This window comes from Clostridium aestuarii (assembly GCF_026735135.1).
GTDB lineage: Bacteria > Bacillota > Clostridia > Clostridiales > Clostridiaceae > Clostridium_H > Clostridium_H aestuarii.
In genome coordinates this window covers 112,875-134,988 of the sequence record NZ_JAPQER010000006.1, presented here as the reverse complement: position 1 = coordinate 134,988, position 22,114 = coordinate 112,875, and the positions used below count along the sequence as shown (strand labels likewise).

The following is a 22,114-nucleotide window of genomic DNA, read 5'->3' as shown; positions in this document are numbered from 1 at the left end:
TACTAAGATAAAATTGAGTTTTTGATTAAATAATAAGGGGGAATAACTTTGAAAAAGATTATTATTTCACCGGATTCTTTTAAAGGAACAATGAGTTCAATTGAAGTAAGCGGTATTATTGAGCAAGGTATTAAAAATATTTTTCCAGAGATACAAGTAATAAAAATTCCTATAGCAGACGGCGGAGAAGGAACTGTGGATGCATTTCTAACAGCTATTGGAGGAGAAAAAATAAGAGTTAAAGTAAAAGGGCCTTTATTTCAAGAAATAGAAGCTTTTTATGGAATTTTACCAGACAAGCAAACAGTTGTTATAGAGAGGGCCGCAGCTTCAGGGCTTACTCTTGTAGAAGATAAAAAGAACCCATTACTTACTACTACCTATGGAACAGGACAGCTGATTTTAGATGCATTAGACAAAGGTTGTACAAATATTATTGTAGGATTAGGTGGTAGTGCTACTAATGATGGCGGCGTTGGTATGGCAGCGGCGTTAGGGGCGAAGTTTTTAGATGAGGGAAATAAAGAGATTTATTTAAATGGTGGAGGTCTGGAAAAGCTAGAACGTATTGATATATCAGGTATTGATAAGAGAATTAAGAATTGTACAATAGTTGCTGCATGTGATGTAGATAACTCATTATTTGGTACATCTGGAGCAGCATATATTTTTGCACCACAAAAAGGTGCTGATGAAAGAATGGTAAAAATATTAGACGAAAATCTAAAGAATTTTGCTGGAATAGTAGGAAGAGATTTAGGTGTAGATGTTCAAAATATACCTGGAGCTGGTGCAGCAGGAGGTCTTGGAGCAGGTCTTGTGGCTTTCACAGGAGCAAAGATTCAACCAGGAATAAAAATTGTATTAGATATTGTAAAATATGATGAAATAATTTCTAATGCAGATTTAATTATAACAGGTGAAGGTAAAATAGATGGTCAAAGTTTGAGAGGAAAAGTGCCAGTTGGAATTGCAGAAAAAGCATCAAAATATGATATTCCAGTAATAGCTATAGTTGGAGCAGTTGGTGATGAGGCTCAAAAAGTATATGAAAGAGGTATTACTTCAATATTCACAACAAATCTTCAACCTATACCTTTTGAGGAAGCAAAGATATACTGCAAAGAAAATCTTTTAAAAACAACTGAATCAGTAATGCGGTTGATAAAAGGAATTCATAAATAAATGCTATAGTTAATTATTTAGATAGAGATTATACAAATGTTTGTTTTCAAAAGGAATTAAAGATAACTATTTTTATTAAGATAATATATAGATAATATGGAAAATTAGAATATTTACATTATTGTGAACTTATGATATACTAGGTCTAATAAATTTTAGAGGTGAGAAAAAGTGATTACAATGTTTTTATCTGATGTTATATTAACACAAACCTATACCATTATTGCAGGGACCACAGGTTCAATGCAAGTCCTAGGGAAAAGTGTATCTAAAATTAAATATAACATCAATAAAAGTAAGTGAATCCATCTTTTAAATATATAGGTGAAAAATATCCGTTTAGGTGCTTGCTTAAACGGATTTTGTTTTTTGAAAATTTGTTTAACAAGATAAAATTTAGTTAATGCTTATATATTCAATAGCTCAGGCAATTTGCTTTGCCGGGGCTTTTTTATTTCAGTATTTATATACACTTTAGAAATTATAATTAAGGAAAAAACATTAATGTATATAAGTGATGAAAATCGGTGTATTATATTAGGAATCATAGCAACTATAGCTTTCGCTTGTATGGATATGCTTGAAAAATATGATAGCAAGACATATAAAAGAAAAGTTATAGAAGAAGCTAAGATATAAATATAAAAAATAATTTAAGGGGGGCTTAATATGAAAAATGTAAAAATTGCTTTACTGGGGCTTGGAAATGTAGGCAGAGGGGTTTGGAAAATACTGAATACTAACAAAGAGGAAATAAGACAGAGAGCTGGTTATGATATTGAGGTTTCAAAAATATTAGTAAGAGATGTAAACAAAGACAGGGGTATAAATGTTCCAAAAGGAATTTTAACTACAAATCCAGATGATATTTTTGAAGATGACAGTATTCAAATTGTTGTGGAAATAATGGGAGGAATTGAACCTGCAAAAGACTATATGATAAAGGCAATGGAAAAGAAGAAACATGTAGTTACTGCAAATAAATTTGCTATTGCAACTTGTGCAGAAGAATTGTTTAGTGTTGTAAAAAAAGAAGGGGTAATGTTTAAATATGAAGCAAGTGTTGCAGGCGGAATACCAATAATAAATCAAATAAATGATAGCTTAACTGCAAATAAGATTAAAGAAATGATAGGAATAATAAATGGAACAACAAATTATATTTTAACAAAAATGCATTTAGAGGGTACGAGTTTTGATGATGCATTAAAGGAAGCACAAGAAAAAGGATATGCGGAAGCTGATCCTACTTCAGATGTAGAAGGATATGATGTTGCATATAAATTAGCAATACTTACTTCCTTAGCTTTTGAAACTAAAATAGATGTAAATCAGATATATAGAGAAGGAATTAGAAATATAACTTCAATGGATATAAAATATGCTAAGGAACTTGGATATGTGATTAAGTTATTAGCATTTGTTAAAGATATAGATGGAAATTTAGAGCTTAGAGTACATCCAACAATGATACCAGAAAGACATCCTCTTGCTAATGTAAATGATTCATTTAATGCTATATTAGTTAGAGGAAATGCAGTTGGTGATTTGATGATGTATGGTAGAGGAGCTGGAGATCTACCAACAGGAAGTGCTGTTGTTGGAGATATTATAGCGATTTTAAGAAATGGATTATCAGTAAATCCACAAGAAAACAGAGATGAAAATGTTATTGTTAGAGACATTAATGATATGGAAAATACTAAGTCAAGATATTATATAAGAGCTACTGTTAAAGATGTTCCAGGTGTTTTAGCAGAAATGGCATCTATATTAGGAAAAAATGACATAAGTGTTTTATCTGTTATTCAAAAAGGAAAAGGTAAAGAAAATGTTGGATTAGTATTTATAACACATGAAACATTAGAAGGAAATATTAACAGAGCTATTGAAGAAATGAAAAAATCACCTACTGTTGAAGAAATAGATAATATTATAAGAGTTGAAAAAATAAAAAACCAATAATATGAAATAGGAAGTGAGTGGAATGAAAAGTGTTTTTTATAGAAGTACGCGAGGCGGAGTACAAAATGTAAAGGCTTCAAAGGCTATTTTAACAGGAATAGCAGAGGATGGAGGGCTTTTTGTTCCAAATTGTATACCTAAAATTAATTTGAATCTAGAAGAATTATTAAATATGGATTACAAAGAACTTGCGTATTTTGTTATGAGTAAATATTTTACAGATTTTACTGAGAGTGAGCTTAAAAATTGTATAGATAAGGCTTATAATGATAAGTTCGATACAGAAGGAATAGCAGCAATTAAAAAAGTAGGAGATGCATTTGTTTTGGAACTGTATCACGGACCTACTCTAGCTTTTAAAGATATGGCGCTGTCTATACTTCCACATTTATTAGTAACTGCTGCTAAAAAGCAAAATATTAGTAAAGACATTGTTATACTTACTGCTACATCAGGAGATACTGGGAAAGCTGCTTTAGAAGGATTTACTGATATAGAAGGGATTAAAATCATAGTGTTTTTTCCACAAGAAGGTGTAAGTGCGGTACAAAAGATGCAGATGGTTACCCATAAGGGAAATAATACGTATGTAGTTGGTATTAAAGGAAATTTTGATGATGCTCAAAGTGGTGTTAAAGAAATTTTTGGGGATAAGGCATTTGTAAAGTTTTTAGATCAGAATAATTATATGTTTTCATCTGCTAACTCCATCAATATAGGTAGGCTTGTACCACAAATAGTATATTATTTTTATGCATACCTAAAACTTTATAAAGATGGAGAAATAAAAAAAGGCGAAAAGATAAATATTACAGTTCCTACAGGTAACTTTGGAAATATTTTAGCGGCATATTATGCAAAAGAGATGGGGCTTCCTATAAATAAATTGATATGTGCGTCTAATGATAATAAAGTGTTATATGACTTTTTTAATACAGGAATTTATGATAAACAAAGAGAGTTTGTTACAACAATTTCTCCATCAATGGATATTTTGATTTCAAGTAACTTAGAACGTTTATTATATTTGTTAAGTGGTCAAGATTCAAATAAAGTAAAAGAATTAATGAACAAATTAAATACTGAAGGTAGATATGAAGTAGATAAAGATATGAAAGAAGCTGCTAAGAACTTTTATGGAAATTTTGCTGATCAACAGCAAACTAAAGAGGCTATAAAAAAAGTCTATGATGATTACAGTTATTTGATGGATACTCATACAGCAGTAGCATATAGTGTTTATGATAGGTATAAGCAAAAAAGTGAAGATTTAACTAAAACAGTTATTGCATCTACAGCAAGCCCATATAAATTTGCATATTCTGTAATGAATTCTTTAGATGACAAATATTCTAATTATAGCGATTTTCGTCTTTGTATGGAAATGAGTAAAATTTTAAGTGAAAATGAACCAACAGCTATAAAGGATATAGAAAATAGAGATGTATTGCATAAAACCATTTGTGATAAGGGTGAAATAAAAAAACAAGTTAAGAAGATTCTTATAAATTTGAAAAGTTAAAGCTGAAAATTTTAAGTAAAAGAGCATATTGTGTAAGTATATATATACTTACACAGTATGCTCTTATTTTTATTATTTATTTTCTTTATCTTTTTCAAGAAAATGTAATAAAAGTTCTGTTCTTTTCTTAGTTATGTCATCAATTGATTCAGGAGCCCAATCGTAGTTTCCTGCACCAGTTTTAGTACCTAGTTTTCCTGCTTCTACTTTTTCTTTTAAATATTGAGAAGCTTCAGTTGAGTTACAAAGGTCTTTGAAAAGGTATGAAGATATATTATAGAATATATCAAGACCACCAAGGTCTGCACTTCTTAAAGGTCCTGTAACTGGAAGACGACGTCCAAGTCCATATTCTACAGCTTTATCAACTTCTTCAGGATCTGCCCATCCTTGTTCAACTATATATATAGCTTCTCTTAAAAGAGCAAGTTGAAGACGATTTCCGATAAATCCAAGACATTCTTTATTCATTCTTACTGCTTTCTTTCCAATAGCTTCAACCCATCCCATAGTTTTTTCAACTACTTCTGAAGATGTTTTTTCACCAGGAACTACTTCAACTAATGGAATTAATTCAGGTGGGCACCAGAAGTGAGCTACAACTACTCTTTCAGGGTGTTTTAAATTTTGAGATATAGCAGTTGGACTTAATCCAGATGTATTTGTAGCAAGTATAACACTTGGATCGCATAATGACTCAAGTTCAGCATATACTTTTTGTTTTACAGCTAAGTTTTCTACAATACATTCTATTACTAGTTGAATATCATCCACTGCTTCTTCTAATGATTTAGATAAATTGATTTTTGATAATACAGTATCTTTTTCTTGTTGAGTTATTTTATTGTTGCTCATAAGTAAAGAAAGACTCTTTTCGATGCTTTCATATCCTTTATTTAAGTTTTCACTAGATACATCGAACATATTTACTTCTAACCCTGCTTCTGCACAAAGCTGAGCAATTCCATGTCCCATTGTACCAGCACCTAAAACCATGACTTTTTTTATATCCATATTTTCTCTGGTTTTTAGAAAGTATGATATTAAAATTTTACACACCATAAACTTCCAAACCAGATTACACCTCCTTAAAAAAAATATCGTTAAATATATAACCAAATGAATTGTTAAACATATGACTACTTCCATGCTAATTATAGTATAAATGATAATTTTAGTAAACAATATTTGTGAATTTTTTGTTCATATTTAAAAGAAATATATGTATACCTACAATATATATTTGATATAAATTTAATTTTGTAATAAAATTATATAAAAGAACTAGATTTTAGGAAAGATGTGTTATATAATCTATGGTGGACAGACAATCTTACATATTAATAAGTTAAAAAAGTAATAATTTATAATGTAACAGATTGTTAATATTTTATTGTGTAAAAGTCAAAAGCATCAAAATAATAATTGATAAACAATAAAATAGTAAAATTTTGTCTAAACTTGTTAAAAAAATAACCAACAATAATTAATCCTAAAGGGTAGTAATTAAAAATTAATATAAAGGAGTGAATTCATATGAAAAAAATGTCTAAGTTTTTTGTAAGTCTTGTACAAAAATACTTACCAGATCCATTTATTTTTGCAGTTATTTTGACATTTGTAGTATTTCTTATAGGAATGCCTATTACTCATCAAGGCCCAATGGCTATGATAGTTCATTGGAGTGATGGATTTTGGAAGTTACTTGCTTTCTCAATGCAGATGGCATTAGTACTTGTTACTGGTCATACTCTTGCTAGCGCACCATCTTTTAAAAGAGGTCTTAAAAAATTAGCAAAAATACCTAAAGGTCCTACTCAAGCAATTATGTTTGTTACTTTTATTTCTACAATTGCGTGCTGGTTAAACTGGGGATTTGGTCTTGTAATTGGTGCTATCTTTGCAAAAGAACTTGCAAAAGAAGTTAAAGGTGTTGATTACAGATTGTTAATCGCTTCAGCATATTCTGGATTCTTAGTATGGCATGCTGGTCTTTCAGCTTCAGTTCCATTAAAACTTGCTACTGGTGGAAAAGACTTAGCTACTGCAACTGCAGGTGCTGTTACTAGTCCAGTACCAACAAGCCAAACTATATTTTCAACATATAACTTAATAATTTTATTAGTTTTATTAATTCTTCTTCCTATTGTAAATAAAGCAATGCATCCTAGTAAAGAAGAAACTATATGTATTGATCCTAAACTGTTAGTTGAAGAAGATGAAGTTGTAGTTTCTAAAGCAGAAATGACTCCTGCTGATAAGATTGAAAATAGTTCTGTTGTTTCTATACTTGTTGGAGCTATGGGTATAGCATATATTATTTATTATTTTGCTACTAAAGGGTTTAAATTAAATCTTAACATAGTTAATTTTATTTTCTTATTTGTAGCAATAATTCTTCATGGAACACCAAGAAGATTCTTAAATGCTATTTCAGAAGCAACAAAAGGAACATCTGGAATTATACTTCAATTCCCATTCTATGCTGGAATAATGGGTATGATGGTTGGACAGGGATCTACAGGAGTTTCACTTGCTGGAGCAATGTCAAATGGATTCGTTGCAATTTCTAACCAAACTACATTCCCATTCTTTACATTCTTAAGTGCTGGTGTTGTTAACTTCTTTGTACCATCAGGTGGTGGACAATGGGCTGTACAAGCTCCAATAATGATGCCTGCGGGTGCTACATTAGGAGTAGCAGCTCACAAAACAGCAATGGCTATTGCATGGGGAGATGCATGGACAAATATGATTCAACCATTCTGGGCATTACCTGCACTTGGTATAGCAGGACTTAGTGCTAAAGATATCATGGGCTTCTGTATAATTGACTTACTATGCTCAGGAGTTGTAATTGCACTAGGATTAATGTTCTTATAAAGAATTTAATGAAAAATTTAATATAAAAGTAAATTAAGGATGAAACCTAAGTTTCATCCTTAATTTTATTTTGCAAAAATTATTAGAACTGATTTACATCTACACCAAAAAAAACTGTTAACTGCACAAGAGCACAACCCTCTATTGCAGTAATACCATTGTTCTTGCAGTAATCTAATATCTCTTCACTTTCTGCACCAGGTTGAATCAATACCTTATCAATATTTAATTCTTTTGCTTCTTTAATCATATTTATTCCTAAGGATGGATTTATGCATAAGTCAATTACGTCAATTGTATATGGAACTTCTTTTAAAGATTTATATATTTCGTCAGTATTATCATTGGGATATACACCTGTGGTATTAAAATCTCCAGCTTCCAATGATTTTAATATTTTATATGGATATTTTGAAGTATCGGAAACTTTTCCAACTACTACCCAATTTTTATAGTTAAATAGTTCTTTAATATTCATAAAAACACCCCTTTCATATTAGATAGTGTCTGCTAACTATAGTAAAATTGTAGCATACTTTTGTTATAAATATTATTATCATATTGAAGATATAATATTTAATAAAAAATTAATGATATAATATATAGAAATATGAAAGTTCAAATAAGGAGGAAGGATAATTGAAGCGAAAAATAATAGATTTATTAAAAAAGAATGAAAATAATTTTATATCTGGTCAGAAAATTAGTGATGAATTAGGAGTCAGTCGTGCGGCTATTTGGAAATATATAAATGCTATAAAAGAAGATGGATATGAGATAGAATCTGTATCTCGAAAGGGATATAAGCTTATCGCTACTCCAGATTTACTTACTTACGAAGAAATAAAAGATAATTTAAGTACAAAATACATAGGTAGAAAGATAATATACTTAGATACTGTAGGTTCTACAAACAATAAGGCTAAAGAACTTGCGGTAGAAGGGGCACCTGAAGGAACTATAATTATAAGTGAAGAACAAACAACAGGAAGAGGAAGACTTGGACGTAATTGGGTATCACCAAAATATAAAGGAATATGGATGTCTATTATATTAAGACCGGATATAAATCCAATAAATGTACCTAAAATCACACAAATAGCGGCTGCCGCGGTAACGAAAGCTTCTGAGGATATTGGAATAGAAGTAAAAATCAAATGGCCTAATGATATAGTACTAAACAATAAAAAAGTGTGTGGAATTTTAACGGAAATGAGTGGAGAATTAATTAGAGTTAATCATGTTATTGTTGGCATGGGCATAAATGTTAATATAGATAGTGATGATTTCATTGATGAAGTAAAAGATAAAGCAACCTCTCTTAAAATAGAAACTGGAAGATATATTGAGAGAAAAGTGTTAGCAGCAAAAATTATGAATTGTTTTGAGGAATTATATGAGGAATTTATAAATGAAGAAAGCATAGAAAAATCTATAAAAATTTGTAGAGAAAAGTCTGTTTTAATAGGGAAAGAAATTAGGATAATAGAACGCCAAAAAGAAATAACAGCTGAGGCAATAGATTTAAGTGAAGATGGAAAATTAATTGTCAAATATGAAGATGGAAAGATTCAAGAAATTATTTCAAGTGAAGTATCTGTGAGAGGGTTATATGGATACGTATAAAAATTTAAAGTTTAAATAAATAATCATCTAGTTAGCATGATGTAAAATAAAGGATATAGTAAAAGCAGGGAATATTAATTGTCATTCTCTGCTTTTACTATATCCTTAAATGTTCTGAAGTAATTTCTTTTTTGCAGTTATTGAGTAAATTTCAAAGCTATAAAACAAATTCTATAAAAAATATATAAAAAACATATAAAGTAATATTATATAAAAAAAGGAATATACTGATAAATGGAGAATTATTAATTAACATCCAACCATTATGGAGGGAGTGTATTTATGTCAATTTGGTGGAGTAATATTCCTAATTTTGAAAAGTTTTTTTGGTCACTTGCAATTCCTTTTACAGCCTTGTTTATAATTCAAATGGTTATGATTATCATGGGTATAGATAATGACATAGATGTACCTAATATGAATGATAACATAGATATACCCGATATGAATGATGGCATAGATGTTAATTTTGAAAATGTTCCTCTAAAGTTAGTTTCTTTTAGAAATTTAGTTATATTTTTTACTATCTTTTCATGGGCAGGAATAACAGGGTCAAGACATGGTTATAGTAAGGCACTAACAATTCTTTTAGCAATAGCTTTAGGTATTGCGGTTATAGTCATATTAAGTAGCGTATATAAATTAATATTTAAGCTTACTGAAAGTGGAAATATGGACTTGAAAAATGCAGTAGGTTCAGTAGGTCAAGTATACCTTACTATACCAGCTAATAGGGGAGGAAGTGGTAAGATACAGGTTATTTTTCAAAGTGCATTAAGAGAAATGCCAGCAATTACTTATGGACAAAAGCTAAAAACAGGAACTAAGGTAGTTGTTGTTGGTGTTGAGAAAGAATTACTAGTAGTAGATGTAGTAGATGACAATGAGAAGGGGGATATAAAAAATGCCTAGTTTACCATCTTTAATTTTAACAGCTATTATAGTAGTAGCTATTTTTGTAGTTGTAGTAGCATTGTTTGCCAGATATAAAAGATGTCCATCTGATAAAATCCTTGTAATATACGGTAGAACAGGAAAGGATATTGATGGAAGTAACCGTTCAGCTAAGTGTATTCACGGAGGAGCAGCTTTTGTATGGCCTGTAATTCAAAGTTATGAATTTTTAGATTTACGACCAATATCTATAGATGTTAATTTGACAAAAGCATTAAGTAAACAGAATATTAGGGTAGATGTACCATCAACTTTTACTGTTGGTATATCTACTAATCCAGGTATAATGAATAATGCTGCAGAAAGACTTCTAGGTCTTACTAGAAACGATGTACAGGATCTTGCAAAAGATATTATTTTTGGACAGTTAAGACTTGTAATTGCAACAATGGATATAGAAGAAATAAACTCAGATAGAGATAAATTTTTGGAAAATGTATCTCAAAATGTTGAAGCAGAGCTTAAAAAAATAGGTCTTAAGCTTATAAATGTAAATGTAACAGATATTAAGGATGAATCTGGATATATACAGGCACTAGGTAAGGAAGCAGCAGCAAAAGCTATAAATGATGCTAAGAAGAGTGTTGCTGAGAAAAATAGGGACGGTGCTATAGGTGAAGCTGAAGCTAAGAGAGAAGAAAGAATACGAGTTGCTAAGGCTGATTCAGAGGCTATAGAGGGAGAAAACCAAGCTAGAGTTACTGTTGCAAATTCAGAAGCTGAAAGACGTGAAAAACAAGCTGAAGCTAATAAAATTGCAACGGCAGCTGAAAAGGTCCAGACAGCAAAAGCTCTTCAGGAAGCATATTTAGCAGAACAAGATGCAGAAAAAGCTCGTGCAAATAAAGAAAGAGCAACTAATATTGCAGATGTAATAGTTAAAGCCGAAATAGATAAACAGAAAGTGGAATTAGATGCAGAGGCAGAGGCAGAAAAAATAAGAAGACAAGCAAAAGGTGAAGCCGATGCTACATTATTTAAGATGCAAGCACAAGCACAAGGTACTAAAGAAATTTTAAGTAAACAAGCGGAAGGTTTCCAAAAAATTGTGGAAGCATCAGGGAATAATTCTAAAGATGCAGTTATGCTTCTGATTGCAGATAAGCTACCTGAAATTGTTAAACTTCAAGTTGAAGCAATTAAAAATATAAAAATTGATAAGATTACTGTATGGGATACTATGGGCGGAAAGGGCCAAGGAACATCAACTACAGCTAATTTTATTTCGGGAATGTTAAAATCAATTCCACCTTTTGAAGATGTATTTAATGCAGCAGGTATGGAATTACCAAATTATTTAAAAGGAACTTCGCAGCAGAAGAGTAGTGACAATGATTTAGAAATAGAAGATATTCAAAAAAAGGAAGATGTGAAAGAAAATGAGATTCAGAAAAATATGTATGAAGATGATGAAACAGTTGTAATAAGATAAATTAAAAAACACTTAAAATAAAACTTCAATTTTGTAATAAAAGTATTTGATTATCCAATCTATTTGATTTGAAGAATATTTTTAGTTTTTGTTATATAATAAAAGCATGTGGGAATTATTAATTATTTTATAAGTTATATTCCTACATGTTTATTTTATACAAAATATGAAAAATAGGATTTATTAATTGGGGAGGGGTATTATATGGCATTTTATTCAAGAAAAGAAAAGCAAACTAAAGTAGTAGAGAGTACAGCTATTGATACAACAATAGGTGTAGAAACAAGTATGGAAGGTAACATAAATTCTAATGGAATAATAAAAGTTGAGGGAAGATATACAGGTAATATACTTGCTAAAACAGATGTGATTATTGGAGAAACAGGATTTGTTAAAGGAGATATAAAAGCTTCTAATACAAGTATATCTGGTACGGTAGAAGGTAATATAAGATGTAGTGAATTGTTAGAGATATTACCTACAGGAAAGCTTGTAGGAGATATTGAAGTTAATAGTATAGCAATATCAGAAGGAGCTATATTTAGAGGAAAAAGCACTATGTTAAGAGAACAAGAGGAAGAAAATGAAATAATAGATGAAACAAAAATAGATGAAACTCAAACTGAAATTGAAGAAATAGAAATTGATAATATAGAAGAAAATATTGAGGAAGTTAATTCTTAAGAAAAATAAAAGGAGAAATAATACATGTTAGGTATAATTGATAGATTTGAAGAGGAATTTGTAGTAATTGAATTACATGATGGTACAATGCTTAACATGAAAAAGAAAATGATACCTAAAGAAGCTAAAGAAGGATATGTTCTTAGTATTACAAATACTGTAACTATTAATTATGAAGAAACAGACAAAAGAAGAAGGTATATAGAGAATATAACTAAAAACATTTGGAAGAAATAAGAAAGAGGGAAGCTTTATGCATATCAACAAAACAACAATAAAAGTAAGATACGTAGAGACAGATAAAATGGGAATTGTCCACCATTCTAACTATTATGCATGGTTTGAGTTAGGAAGAGGAGAGTTTATAACTGAATCAGGAATTACTTATAGAGATATTGAAGAAAAAGGGGTTATGCTTCCTGTGTTAGAAAGTTCTTGCAAGTACATAATGGGAGCAAAATATGAAGATGAGGTTATAATTGAAACATGGATAGAAGAAATGAATGGTGCTAAAATAATTTTTAATTATAATGTTGTTAGAAAAGAAGACAAAAAGCTTTTAGCTAAAGGAAGTACTACTCACGCATTTGTAGGTGAAAATTTCAAAATCATAAATATAAAAAAGAAGAAACCAGAAATGTGGGAAAAATTACAAAAATTATATACTGATAAATATTATAGTATATAAATCTACTATAATAGATAAAAACTAAAAGAAAGGGAGTTATAGTTTTAACTAGAACTCCCTTTAAAAGTGGAATTTAAGTGATGCCATATTTTATAACAAATAAATTTTTTGTACAGATAAAAACTTTAATTTGCTATAACAATAATTTTTTTAGCAGAGCTTATAGGGGGAATGCTTCTTGTAACTAAAGGACTATAATAAGCTTCAAGTTGTATACCTGGTTTTAGAGAATTAACTGTAAGCTTTGAACCATCTTTGGAGCGTATAATTTCAGTGTTTTTAGTTATTATGACGTTAATATCATCATAACCATTTTCAGAGAGTTTTTTTCCTTGAATAACTGCCATTTTACCATTTTTGACATCACGTAGTTCTTTTATTGTTCCCTTTGTTCCTAGTGAAGTATCTTTAACATCATTTTCTATAACTACTTTTTCAGGTGTAACAATAATATTAGAGTTATTATCTAAAATTGTTATATTGTTATTATTAAAATATATAGTAATTTTTACATCTTTATTTAAATCATTCATAGTAAATTTTCTACCAGTGTTATCAGTTATTTTTGTATCTTTAGATATAAAAACTAAAACTTTTCTTTTATCTGTATTAACATAGGCTATAATATTGTTATCAAATTTAAATGTATCAATAATAGAACAGTGTAAATTTGATAAAGGGTTATTTGCTTTTTTACTTACTATGATTTTTTGTGCATGACTAATTGGTGGAAGACTGAATGTAGCCTGAAGACCATAATAAGCTGTTATGTTTACTCCTTCTTTTAAATCATTCATAGTCAATTTATTTCCTGTAGTTTTGTCAATAATTTCAGTGTTGTCATCTATAATAAGGTTAATTTGACCTTCAAATGGATTAGCTGTCTTGATAATATTAATGTAATTATCTTTATTTTTACGTACTTCTATTATGTTACCTTGTGTTACAGGAAGATTTATATTTTCTTTTTTACTAGTTACTACTATTTTAGTTGCAGTACTCATTGGAGGTAAACTGCTAGTAACTACTGGACTGTAGAATGCTTTTACAATCATACCGTCTTTTAATTGTGTAAAAGGGACTTTTTTACCAGTATCTTCATTAATTATTTCTGTCTTATTAGTAGCTGTTAGTTTGATTTCAGTGTAACCATCTTTAGTGTTTCCATTTGCGTTAACAAGAAAAGATACAGTGTTTTTTACTTTTTTTACATCTGAAATAGAACCTTCTATTGCAGGCATATCTTTAAATTCCTTAGAATAAATATGGTTTGTTTTTGTCTTAGTAGTTACTGATATTGGAGTAATTTGTTTTGGTTTACCAAAAACTTGAGAAACAGGTATTGCTAGAGTAAATAGTGTTAACATAAATGCTATTTTTCTTTTTATCATTATAAATATCCTCCTTAATTAGGAAATTGCATGTTCCAAAGTTGCTGAATTGTATGTATTTAGAGTTTTTTACTATGCAATCCCCGCTTATAACAAATTATGGTTTATAAATTAGTAAATATTTCTTTTCATATGATACTACGTGGATAATGATAGAAAAGTTCATTTTTTTATTAATTTTTATAAGAAAAATAAATTTATAAAAATAAAACATATTTTATATAAGAATATTTACATATATTTTACTTTTAAACAATATATTGTATAATGAAAATATGGCTAAAAGTTCTATGGTAGATGATAATTTGTAAGAGGGGAGTAGATATTTTGAAAAATACGGTTTGTATACAACATGATGGTAAAGATATAACTGATAAGCAGTTGGTAAGTACATTTAGAGAACTGTGGAAGGAATCAGGAAGAAGAATTAAAGATATTAAAAATGTAAATTTATATTTTGTGCCATCATCTGAAAAATGTTATTGGACAGCTGACACAGTAGAAGGGGAAGAAACAGGAGAATTTCAAATATAAAATAAAAAAGATCATAAAAGTACTATTGTACTTTTATGATCTAATTTGTCCTTCGCCATAAATTATATATTTAGTAGTAGTAAGTTCTTTTAATCCCATAGGACCTCTTGCATGAAGTTTTTGAGTACTTATTCCTATTTCAGCACCAAATCCAAATTCTCCTCCATCTGTGAAACGCGTTGAAGCATTAACGTATACAGCTGCAGCATCAACTTCTTTTAAGAATCTTTGAGAGTTAAGGTAATTATTTGTAAGTATACATTCAGAATGCTTAGTTCCGTATTTATAAATATGCTCTAAGGCTTCATCTATAGATCCTACTACTTTAATTGCTAGAATTAAATCTAAGTATTCAGTAGACCAATCTTCTTCAACGGCAGGTTTAACATTTTTAATTATATTTTGAGTTGAATGGCATCCATGCATTTCAACACCTATAGAATTTAATTTTTTAGCTAGTTTAGGTAAAAATTCTTGAGCTACATCTTTGTGTACAAGTAAAGTTTCCATGGCGTTACATACAGCAGGTCTTTGTGTTTTAGAATTTATTACTATATCTACTGCATTATCAAAATCGGCAGAAGTATCTACAAATATGTGGCAATTACCTACTCCAGTTTCAATAACAGGAACTGTAGCATTCTTTACCACTGTATTTATAAGTCCAGCACCACCTCTTGGAATAAGTACATCTATATAACCATTCAATTTCATCATTATATTTACAGCATCTCTATCTGTAGTTTCAATGAAATTTATACAACCTTGAGGTAAACCGGCGTTTTCAGCAGCAGCAGATATAATTTTAGATATAGTAGTATTAGAATTGATAGCTTCTGATCCGCCTCTTAAAATTACTGCATTACCAGATTTTATACATAATGCAGCAGCATCTACAGTAACATTAGGACGAGCTTCATATATAATTCCTATAACACCTAAAGGTACACGAATTTGACCTATTTGAAGGTTATTAGGTCTTTTCCACATTTTAATTGTTTCACCAATAGGATCATCAGCACCGGCAACTTGTCTTAATCCCTCTGCCATAGAGTGTATTCTTTTTTCATCTAATAAAAGTCTATCAAGAAGAGCATTAGATAATCCTTTGTTTTTACCGTTTTCCATATCTTTTGAATTAGCATCTAGTATAATATCTTTTTTTTCAATTAAAGCATCTGCCATTGCAATTAAAGCTTTGTTTTTAATAACTGTATCTGTAATTGCCATTTTTCTAGAAGCTTCTTTTGCAAGGGTAGCTTTTCCAATTACATATTGTTCTTGATTCATTTTGATTTCCCCTTTATATAAATTTTATTTAAATAATGCCATATTATTTGCATGAATGACTACATCATAAGTTTTATAACCTAAATTTTCTTCTATAAGAGAAGAATCTAATCCCTTTATTGATTTTATTTCTTCAGAATCATAATTTGAAATACCGTGAGCTATTATTTGATTGCTGGTATTTATAATAGATACTACATCGCCTTTGTTAAAACTACCATTTGCAAATAAAATTCCCTTAGGTAGAAGACTTTTATGATTTTTCATTAAAGCTTTTTCTGCACCGTCATCAATTATTATATGTCCATTTGGAGTTGCACTAAAAGCCATCCAATGTTTTCTAGCTTGAAGTGGATGAGTTTTTCCTTTAAATAAAGTTCCAACATCTTCACCGTCTAATATATGATTTAATATATTGTCAGTACTGCCGTTTATAATAATCATAGATGAACCTGAATAAGTAGCTATTTTAGCAGCATTAATTTTAGTTATCATTCCACCAGTACCTAGATTGCTTCCAGCGCCACCAGCAGAGTCTTCTATTTCTTGTGTTATTTCATCTACATATTGAATAAGTTTAGCATCTGGGTTTGTCTTAGGATTTGAATCATATAAACCATCTATATCACTAAGAATTATCAATAAATCAGCTTCAGCTACACTGGCTACCATAGCTGATAGTGTATCGTTATCACCAAATTTTATTTCATCTACAGATATAGCATCATTTTCATTTACTATAGGTATAACTCCTTGTTCTAATAGAGCAAAAAATGTATTACGTGCGTTTAAAAATCTAGCTCTATGAGAAATATCCTCTCTTGTTAAAAGAATTTGTCCAACGATTTTTCCGTATTCTGAGAATAACTTTTCGTACATATGAAGTAAGGCACCTTGACCAACAGCAGCTGCTGCTTGTTTTTCAGGAAGAGTTGAGGGCTTTTGTTTAAGACCTAATTTTCCAATTCCTGCTCCAATAGCACCAGAAGAAACTAAAATAACTTCTATACCACGATTATGTATGTTTGAAAGTTGTCTTGCAAGACTTTCAATACGGTTTAAATTAAGTAAGCCTGTAGAATGAGTCAATGTTGAAGTACCAACCTTTACAACTATTCTTTTTATATTCTTTACGTATTCTTTTCTATTCATTACAAATACGACCTTTCTTATAGTATAATAAAAACATCATCGATTTAAGAAATTATATCATAAAAGTGTTTACTTATTCAATTTTTAGGGAGGGAAAATAATGAATAAAACAATAGGATTTATAGGTGCTGGTAATATGGCTAGTGCTATGATTAAAGGGATAGTTAAGTCTAATTTAATAAGTCCTGAATATATAATGACAAGTGATTTAGATAATCAAAAATTAAATAAAATAAAAGAAGAGAATGGAATTAGAATTACTAATGATAATATTGAGATTGCAAAATTTTCAGATATATTATATTTATCAGTAAAACCTAATAAATATAAAGATGTGATAGAACAAATTAGATCAGAAATAAAAGAAGATGCTATTATTGTAACAATTGCTGCAGGAATGACTATAGAAAAAATAGAAGAATATTTTGAAAAAGATATAAAAATAGTTAGAACTATGCCTAATACACCTGCACTAGTAGGAGAAGGAATGACTGCTTTATGTCCTAATAAACTTGTTACAGAAGAAGAAGCAGAGATGATTGAAGATATATTTGTACGTTTTAGTAAGGTTGAAAGAGTAAAGGAATCAGATATAGATGCAGTTACGGCGGTTACAGGTTCATCACCAGCTTATGTATATATGTTTATAGAAGCATTAGCTGATGCAGCAGTGCTTAATGGACTTCCAAGACAACAAGCTTACAGAATGGCTGCTCAGGCAGTATATGGTTCAGCAAAAATGGTGTTAGAAACGGGAAAACATCCTGGTCAGCTAAAGGATGAGGTATGTTCGCCAGGGGGAACAACTATTGAAGCTGTTTATTCTTTAGAGAAAAATGGTTTCAGAGCTGGAGTAATAGAAGCTGTAGAAGAATGTGTTAAAAAAGCAAAAAATATGGGAAAATAGAAATAAAGTTGAGAGTTGAAAGTTGTACTCTCAACTTTATTTTTGATTTTACAAGCTATATGATTTTATATTTAATTCTTAATTATTCTAAGTCCTGCTTTATTTAGTGCTGGTATTATTTTGTATGAAGCAGTTACTACAATTCCACTTAATACTAAATCTTTTATTATGAACGGAATAAATCCTGCTTGTATTGCTTTGATTATGCTCATAGGTTTTGCTATATAAAAGTTAACTATTACATATAAATAAGCAACTCCAAAAATATATATAATAGCTAAGCCTATAAGAACTCCAAGAGATAGATTTTTTATACTAGCTTTTCTTGTTTCTGTAATTTGACCTATAACATAAGCAGATATAACAAAACCTATAAGATATCCAAAGGTAGTTGAGACTATAACAGATGGACCAGCTTTACCACCTTGAAAGACAGGTACTCCGCATAGACCTATCAAGATATATACTATTTGTGAAAGAGCTCCTAGCCTTGAGCCTAATAAAACACCTGCAAAACAGCAAAAGAAAGGTTGAAAGGTTAAAGGAACCCAGGGGGTTGGTATTGAAACATAAGCACCAACAACCATTAATGCTGCAAATAATGATACTAATGTTAATTCTTTTGTTTTCATTTTTATGAACGTCCTCCTAAAAATAGATTATATATGCATCAAATTTCGATGCAATTTAAAATTAATATTGTAAAGTTAAAAAATTAAATTAAGTTCTATTACACAACATTGTAAACCTAAAAAATAAAAATGGTTTACAATATAATATTACATAAAGAAATTTATATTGTCAATTGAGTAAATTACATAATTTTAAATTTTAGATGTGAAATGTAGGCTAGAATAAGATTGAAACTATTTTGTAATTATTTGTGTGGAATTATAATGTAGAATATATTTGTAATATAAAAATATATTAGAAGGAGAAATTAATATGATAAAGTCAATTGTTAAAAAGATAGTTTGTTTTATGGCTATATTAGTTTTGTCTATATCTGTAGTTGGATGCTCCCCAAAAGTTAAATCTGGAGATGGTACAGATTCAAAAGAATACAGTGAGGAATTAGCAAAATATTTTCCTTTAGAAAAAGGAATTAAATTGTACTATTGCGGTACATTAGAATATGCACATGCTTTAACATTAAGTGAAATTGAAGATAAAAAAGAAAAATTGATATTAAAGTTTAAAGGTAAAATAGTAGATGTAAGTGAAGGAGAAGGAGGAGCAACAGAAGAAGATTTGCTTATTGATATAGATTATATAATTGGTAAAGACTCTATTATTGAAAAAAATAAAAAGATAAAAGAAGGTCAATTAACTGATAGTGAGAAGACTATATTAAAAGAACCTATTGTTGTAGGAACAGCATGGAATCAAAAAATCACTTTAGAGGGAAAGGAATATGAAGCGGAAACTAAAATTGTAGATGTATCAAAAGATAAGGAGAATAAGGATACAATTAAAACTGAAACAATTATAAAAGGAATAGATAATTATCCTGAAAGTACGTATAAGGAAATTTTAACATATAAAGAAGGTAAGGGATTAGTGGAATTTACAAAGACTCTTCCTCTATATGAAACAGAACAGGGAAAGCAATCGTATGGTTTTGATTTTGAATATCATTTATTTAAAATGGAATTACCAAATAGTGAAAATAACAAAGAAAAGTAACATAAGCCTATACCTTAATTTAAAAGGTATAGGCTTATGTTAACCAAATTTTTTCTTATATCCTCTAAAGTAATTTATAAATGCACCTATAGAAATTGCAACAGCTCCATATATAAAATAATTGCTTATAGTTGAATTAAAAGGTAAGTATAGAATTGCTATATAAAAAACTAAAGTTGCAATTTTACCATATCCATTAGCAGGTATTACTATATTTTTTTTATATAAAGAGATACCTGCACTTATCATCAAAAATTCTTTTATTGAAATTACAACCAATATCCAAATAGGTATATAATTTTTAACAACTAAGCAAGATAATACTGTAACTAACATAAGTTTATCAGCTAAAGGATCTAATACTATTCCCCATTTAGTTATAAGATTATACTTTCTAGCGATAAAACCATCTAAAACATCGGTAATTCCTGCTAGTAAAAAAATGAATGTAGAATTTAATAAACTTTGAGGACTTTGAGAAAAAAAGGATAATATAAAAACTGGTATTAAAAATAATCTAAATAAAGTTAATATATTAGGTATATTCAATAAAATCTACCGCCTTTTAAATATCTTAATATAAAAAGTATTCCCTCTTATAGAGAAAAATATAATATTTAAAAGATAGGGAAACAATAGAAGTAGAGAAGAATATTATAAAAAAAGGCAATACGAATTTTATTGTTGATTTTATGCAAAATATTCGCATTTCGTATTGACTAAAGAATATAGCTCTGTTACTATAAATAAGGGGTGATAAGTTGTGAAAAATAATTATGATGTTATTATTATTGGTGCAGGACCAGCAGGTATTTTTACAGCTTTAGAAGTTACCAAGTTAAATGAAAATGTTGAAGTATTAATAATAGATAAAGGTAGAAATATAGAAAAAAGAAAATGTCCAGCAAGAAATACTGGAAAGTGTGTAAACTGCAATCCATGTGGAATAACGTTCGGATGGTCAGGAGCAGGGGCTTTTTCAGATGGTAAGCTTTCATTAAGCCCTGAAGTTGGAGGAAGGTTGCTTGAATATTTTTCAGAAGATGAATCTAAGAAGTTAATAAACTATTGTGATAATATATATTTAAAATTTGGAGCTAATGAAACTGTTCATGGTTTAAATGATGAGAAAGTAGATGAAATAAAATATGAAGCAAGTAAGCATAATATCCGTTTAATTGAATGTCCTGTAAGACATTTAGGAACTGAACTTGCGTATGATGTTTTAAAAGGAATGTATCATCATTTAATAGAAAATACAAAAACAGAATTTAGTGAGTTAAGTGAAGCAGAAGAATTGATAATTGAAAATAACAAGATTACTGGAGTTATTATAAAGACTAAAGATGGAGAAAAAGAAGTAAGAGGCAAATATGTTGTTGTTGCACCAGGTCGTGGTGGGGCAGAATGGCTTTCAAAAGAAGCTAAAAAGCATAATATGAAAACTGTCAATAATGCAGTAGATATAGGAGTTAGAGTAGAAGTGCCTAATTCCATAATGGATCATTTAACAGAGTATTTATATGAAGCTAAACTTGTTTATTATTCTGATACATTTGATAATAAAGTAAGAACTTTTTGTATGAATCCAGGAGGCGTGGTTTCAGAAGAACATTATGATGATCAAATTGCTGTTGTTAATGGTCACAGTTATTCTCAAAAGAAACTTAGAACAGGAAATACTAACTTTGCAATGCTTGTTTCTACAACATTTACAGAACCATTTGATCAACCTATAGACTATGGTAAATATATTGCTAAGCTTGGTAATATGTTAACAGGTGGACCTATAATGGTTCAAAGACTTGGAGATTTACTTAAAGGTAGAAGAACAAATTGGTCAAGAATTAAAAAATCTACTACAATACCTACACTTAAATCAGCAGTACCAGGAGATTTGAGCTTTGTTCTTCCTCAAAGACACTTAACATCTATTGTAGAAGCGCTTAAAGCTTTTGATAAAGTAGCGCCAGGACTTTACAGTAAAAATACTCTTTTATATGGAGTAGAAGTAAAGTTTTATTCAAGTAAATTTGAAACTAATAATAAATTTGAAACAGAAATAGAAAACCTTTATACAATAGGAGATGGCGCTGGAATAACAAGAGGACTCATGCAGGCTTCTGCCACTGGTGTTGTTGTAGCAAGGGATATTATCAAAAAACAAGTTTAGTTACTATGGATTAGACGTTTGCGTTGAGTCTAGGAAGTGAAA

General features: G+C 29.5%; 22 protein-coding genes. 15 read left to right on the top strand and 7 right to left on the bottom strand.

Annotation, left to right across the window (positions count from 1 at the left end):
- Nucleotides 1-48: 48 nt before the first annotated feature.
- The 4 genes from OW763_RS13400 to thrC all read left to right on the top strand — a co-directional run bounded on the left by OW763_RS13400 (nucleotide 49) and on the right by thrC (nucleotide 4,672).
- Nucleotides 49-1,185, top strand: coding sequence for a glycerate kinase family protein (locus OW763_RS13400; RefSeq protein ID WP_268041648.1), 1,137 nt, complete (start codon nucleotides 49-51; stop codon nucleotides 1,183-1,185).
- 504 nt (nucleotides 1,186-1,689) lie between these two features.
- Nucleotides 1,690-1,824 (top strand): hypothetical protein, encoded by a 135-nt coding sequence (locus OW763_RS13395; protein ID WP_268041647.1) that lies wholly within the window; start codon nucleotides 1,690-1,692, stop codon nucleotides 1,822-1,824.
- Between the two features lie 30 nt (nucleotides 1,825-1,854).
- Nucleotides 1,855-3,150: a homoserine dehydrogenase gene (locus tag OW763_RS13390; protein WP_268041646.1), complete on the top strand. Its 1,296-nt coding sequence runs from the start codon at nucleotides 1,855-1,857 to the stop codon at nucleotides 3,148-3,150.
- A 22-nt stretch (nucleotides 3,151-3,172) separates the two neighbouring features.
- On the top strand, nucleotides 3,173-4,672 hold the full coding sequence (thrC, locus tag OW763_RS13385; RefSeq protein ID WP_268041645.1) for a threonine synthase: 1,500 nt from the start codon (nucleotides 3,173-3,175) through the stop codon (nucleotides 4,670-4,672).
- 72 nt (nucleotides 4,673-4,744) lie between these two features.
- On the opposite strand, the gene OW763_RS13380 is transcribed toward thrC, so the two are convergent.
- The gene (locus OW763_RS13380) at nucleotides 4,745-5,686 is read right to left on the bottom strand and encodes a 3-hydroxyacyl-CoA dehydrogenase family protein (RefSeq protein WP_268041701.1); all 942 of its coding nucleotides are present in this window, start codon (nucleotides 5,684-5,686) and stop codon (nucleotides 4,745-4,747) included.
- A gap of 522 nt (nucleotides 5,687-6,208) precedes the next feature.
- On the opposite strand from OW763_RS13380, the gene OW763_RS13375 reads away from it, so the two are divergent.
- Complete coding sequence (locus tag OW763_RS13375; protein WP_268041644.1) at nucleotides 6,209-7,555, top strand: TIGR00366 family protein; 1,347 nt, start codon at nucleotides 6,209-6,211, stop codon at nucleotides 7,553-7,555.
- Between the two features lie 82 nt (nucleotides 7,556-7,637).
- On the opposite strand, the gene OW763_RS13370 is transcribed toward OW763_RS13375, so the two are convergent.
- Nucleotides 7,638-8,033 (bottom strand): CoA-binding protein, encoded by a 396-nt coding sequence (locus tag OW763_RS13370; protein ID WP_268041643.1) that lies wholly within the window; start codon nucleotides 8,031-8,033, stop codon nucleotides 7,638-7,640.
- A 161-nt stretch (nucleotides 8,034-8,194) separates the two neighbouring features.
- On the opposite strand from OW763_RS13370, the gene OW763_RS13365 reads away from it, so the two are divergent.
- The 6 genes from OW763_RS13365 to OW763_RS13340 all read left to right on the top strand — a co-directional run bounded on the left by OW763_RS13365 (nucleotide 8,195) and on the right by OW763_RS13340 (nucleotide 12,939).
- Complete coding sequence (locus OW763_RS13365; protein ID WP_268041642.1) at nucleotides 8,195-9,181, top strand: biotin--[acetyl-CoA-carboxylase] ligase; 987 nt, start codon at nucleotides 8,195-8,197, stop codon at nucleotides 9,179-9,181.
- A 282-nt stretch (nucleotides 9,182-9,463) separates the two neighbouring features.
- Entirely contained in the window at nucleotides 9,464-10,093 is a 630-nt protein-coding gene (locus tag OW763_RS13360) for a hypothetical protein (protein ID WP_268041641.1), read from the top strand.
- Nucleotides 10,086-11,567: a flotillin family protein gene (locus tag OW763_RS13355; RefSeq protein WP_268041640.1), complete on the top strand. Its 1,482-nt coding sequence runs from the start codon at nucleotides 10,086-10,088 to the stop codon at nucleotides 11,565-11,567. The genes OW763_RS13360 and OW763_RS13355 overlap by 8 nt, the downstream gene beginning before the upstream one ends.
- Before the next feature lie 204 nt (nucleotides 11,568-11,771).
- Nucleotides 11,772-12,251, top strand: coding sequence for a bactofilin family protein (locus tag OW763_RS13350; RefSeq protein WP_268041639.1), 480 nt, complete (start codon nucleotides 11,772-11,774; stop codon nucleotides 12,249-12,251).
- Nucleotides 12,252-12,275: 24 nt separating this feature from the next.
- Nucleotides 12,276-12,488 carry a DUF3006 domain-containing protein gene (locus OW763_RS13345; protein ID WP_268041638.1) on the top strand — a complete coding sequence of 71 codons (213 nt, stop codon included), beginning with the start codon at nucleotides 12,276-12,278 and terminating at the stop codon, nucleotides 12,486-12,488.
- Nucleotides 12,489-12,504: 16 nt separating this feature from the next.
- Complete coding sequence (locus tag OW763_RS13340; protein WP_268041637.1) at nucleotides 12,505-12,939, top strand: acyl-CoA thioesterase; 435 nt, start codon at nucleotides 12,505-12,507, stop codon at nucleotides 12,937-12,939.
- Between the two features lie 125 nt (nucleotides 12,940-13,064).
- On the opposite strand, the gene OW763_RS13335 is transcribed toward OW763_RS13340, so the two are convergent.
- Nucleotides 13,065-14,330 (bottom strand): hypothetical protein, encoded by a 1,266-nt coding sequence (locus tag OW763_RS13335; protein WP_268041636.1) that lies wholly within the window; start codon nucleotides 14,328-14,330, stop codon nucleotides 13,065-13,067.
- Nucleotides 14,331-14,657: 327 nt separating this feature from the next.
- Here OW763_RS13335 and OW763_RS13330 point away from each other — a divergent pair, with 327 nt between their 5' ends.
- Nucleotides 14,658-14,864, top strand: coding sequence for a DUF6465 family protein (locus OW763_RS13330; protein ID WP_268041635.1), 207 nt, complete (start codon nucleotides 14,658-14,660; stop codon nucleotides 14,862-14,864).
- Between the two features lie 33 nt (nucleotides 14,865-14,897).
- On the opposite strand, the gene OW763_RS13325 is transcribed toward OW763_RS13330, so the two are convergent.
- Nucleotides 14,898-16,154, bottom strand: coding sequence for a glutamate-5-semialdehyde dehydrogenase (locus OW763_RS13325; protein ID WP_268041634.1), 1,257 nt, complete (start codon nucleotides 16,152-16,154; stop codon nucleotides 14,898-14,900).
- A 24-nt stretch (nucleotides 16,155-16,178) separates the two neighbouring features.
- Nucleotides 16,179-17,306 carry a glutamate 5-kinase gene (proB, locus tag OW763_RS13320; protein ID WP_268041633.1) on the bottom strand — a complete coding sequence of 376 codons (1,128 nt, stop codon included), beginning with the start codon at nucleotides 17,304-17,306 and terminating at the stop codon, nucleotides 16,179-16,181.
- Nucleotides 17,307-17,406: 100 nt separating this feature from the next.
- Here proB and proC point away from each other — a divergent pair, with 100 nt between their 5' ends.
- On the top strand, nucleotides 17,407-18,213 hold the full coding sequence (proC, locus tag OW763_RS13315) for a pyrroline-5-carboxylate reductase (protein WP_268041632.1): 807 nt from the start codon (nucleotides 17,407-17,409) through the stop codon (nucleotides 18,211-18,213).
- A 71-nt stretch (nucleotides 18,214-18,284) separates the two neighbouring features.
- Here proC and OW763_RS13310 read toward each other — a convergent pair whose 3' ends face one another.
- Nucleotides 18,285-18,845 (bottom strand): biotin transporter BioY, encoded by a 561-nt coding sequence (locus tag OW763_RS13310; RefSeq protein ID WP_272507463.1) that lies wholly within the window; start codon nucleotides 18,843-18,845, stop codon nucleotides 18,285-18,287.
- 313 nt (nucleotides 18,846-19,158) lie between these two features.
- On the opposite strand from OW763_RS13310, the gene OW763_RS13305 reads away from it, so the two are divergent.
- A complete protein-coding gene (locus tag OW763_RS13305; protein ID WP_268041631.1) occupies nucleotides 19,159-19,899 on the top strand; it encodes a PIN domain-containing protein in 741 nt (246 codons plus the stop codon).
- A 39-nt stretch (nucleotides 19,900-19,938) separates the two neighbouring features.
- On the opposite strand, the gene pgsA is transcribed toward OW763_RS13305, so the two are convergent.
- Entirely contained in the window at nucleotides 19,939-20,448 is a 510-nt protein-coding gene (gene pgsA, locus OW763_RS13300) for a CDP-diacylglycerol--glycerol-3-phosphate 3-phosphatidyltransferase (protein ID WP_268041630.1), read from the bottom strand.
- 214 nt (nucleotides 20,449-20,662) lie between these two features.
- Here pgsA and OW763_RS13295 point away from each other — a divergent pair, with 214 nt between their 5' ends.
- Nucleotides 20,663-22,072: an NAD(P)/FAD-dependent oxidoreductase gene (locus tag OW763_RS13295; RefSeq protein WP_268041629.1), complete on the top strand. Its 1,410-nt coding sequence runs from the start codon at nucleotides 20,663-20,665 to the stop codon at nucleotides 22,070-22,072.
- Nucleotides 22,073-22,114 lie beyond the last annotated feature (42 nt).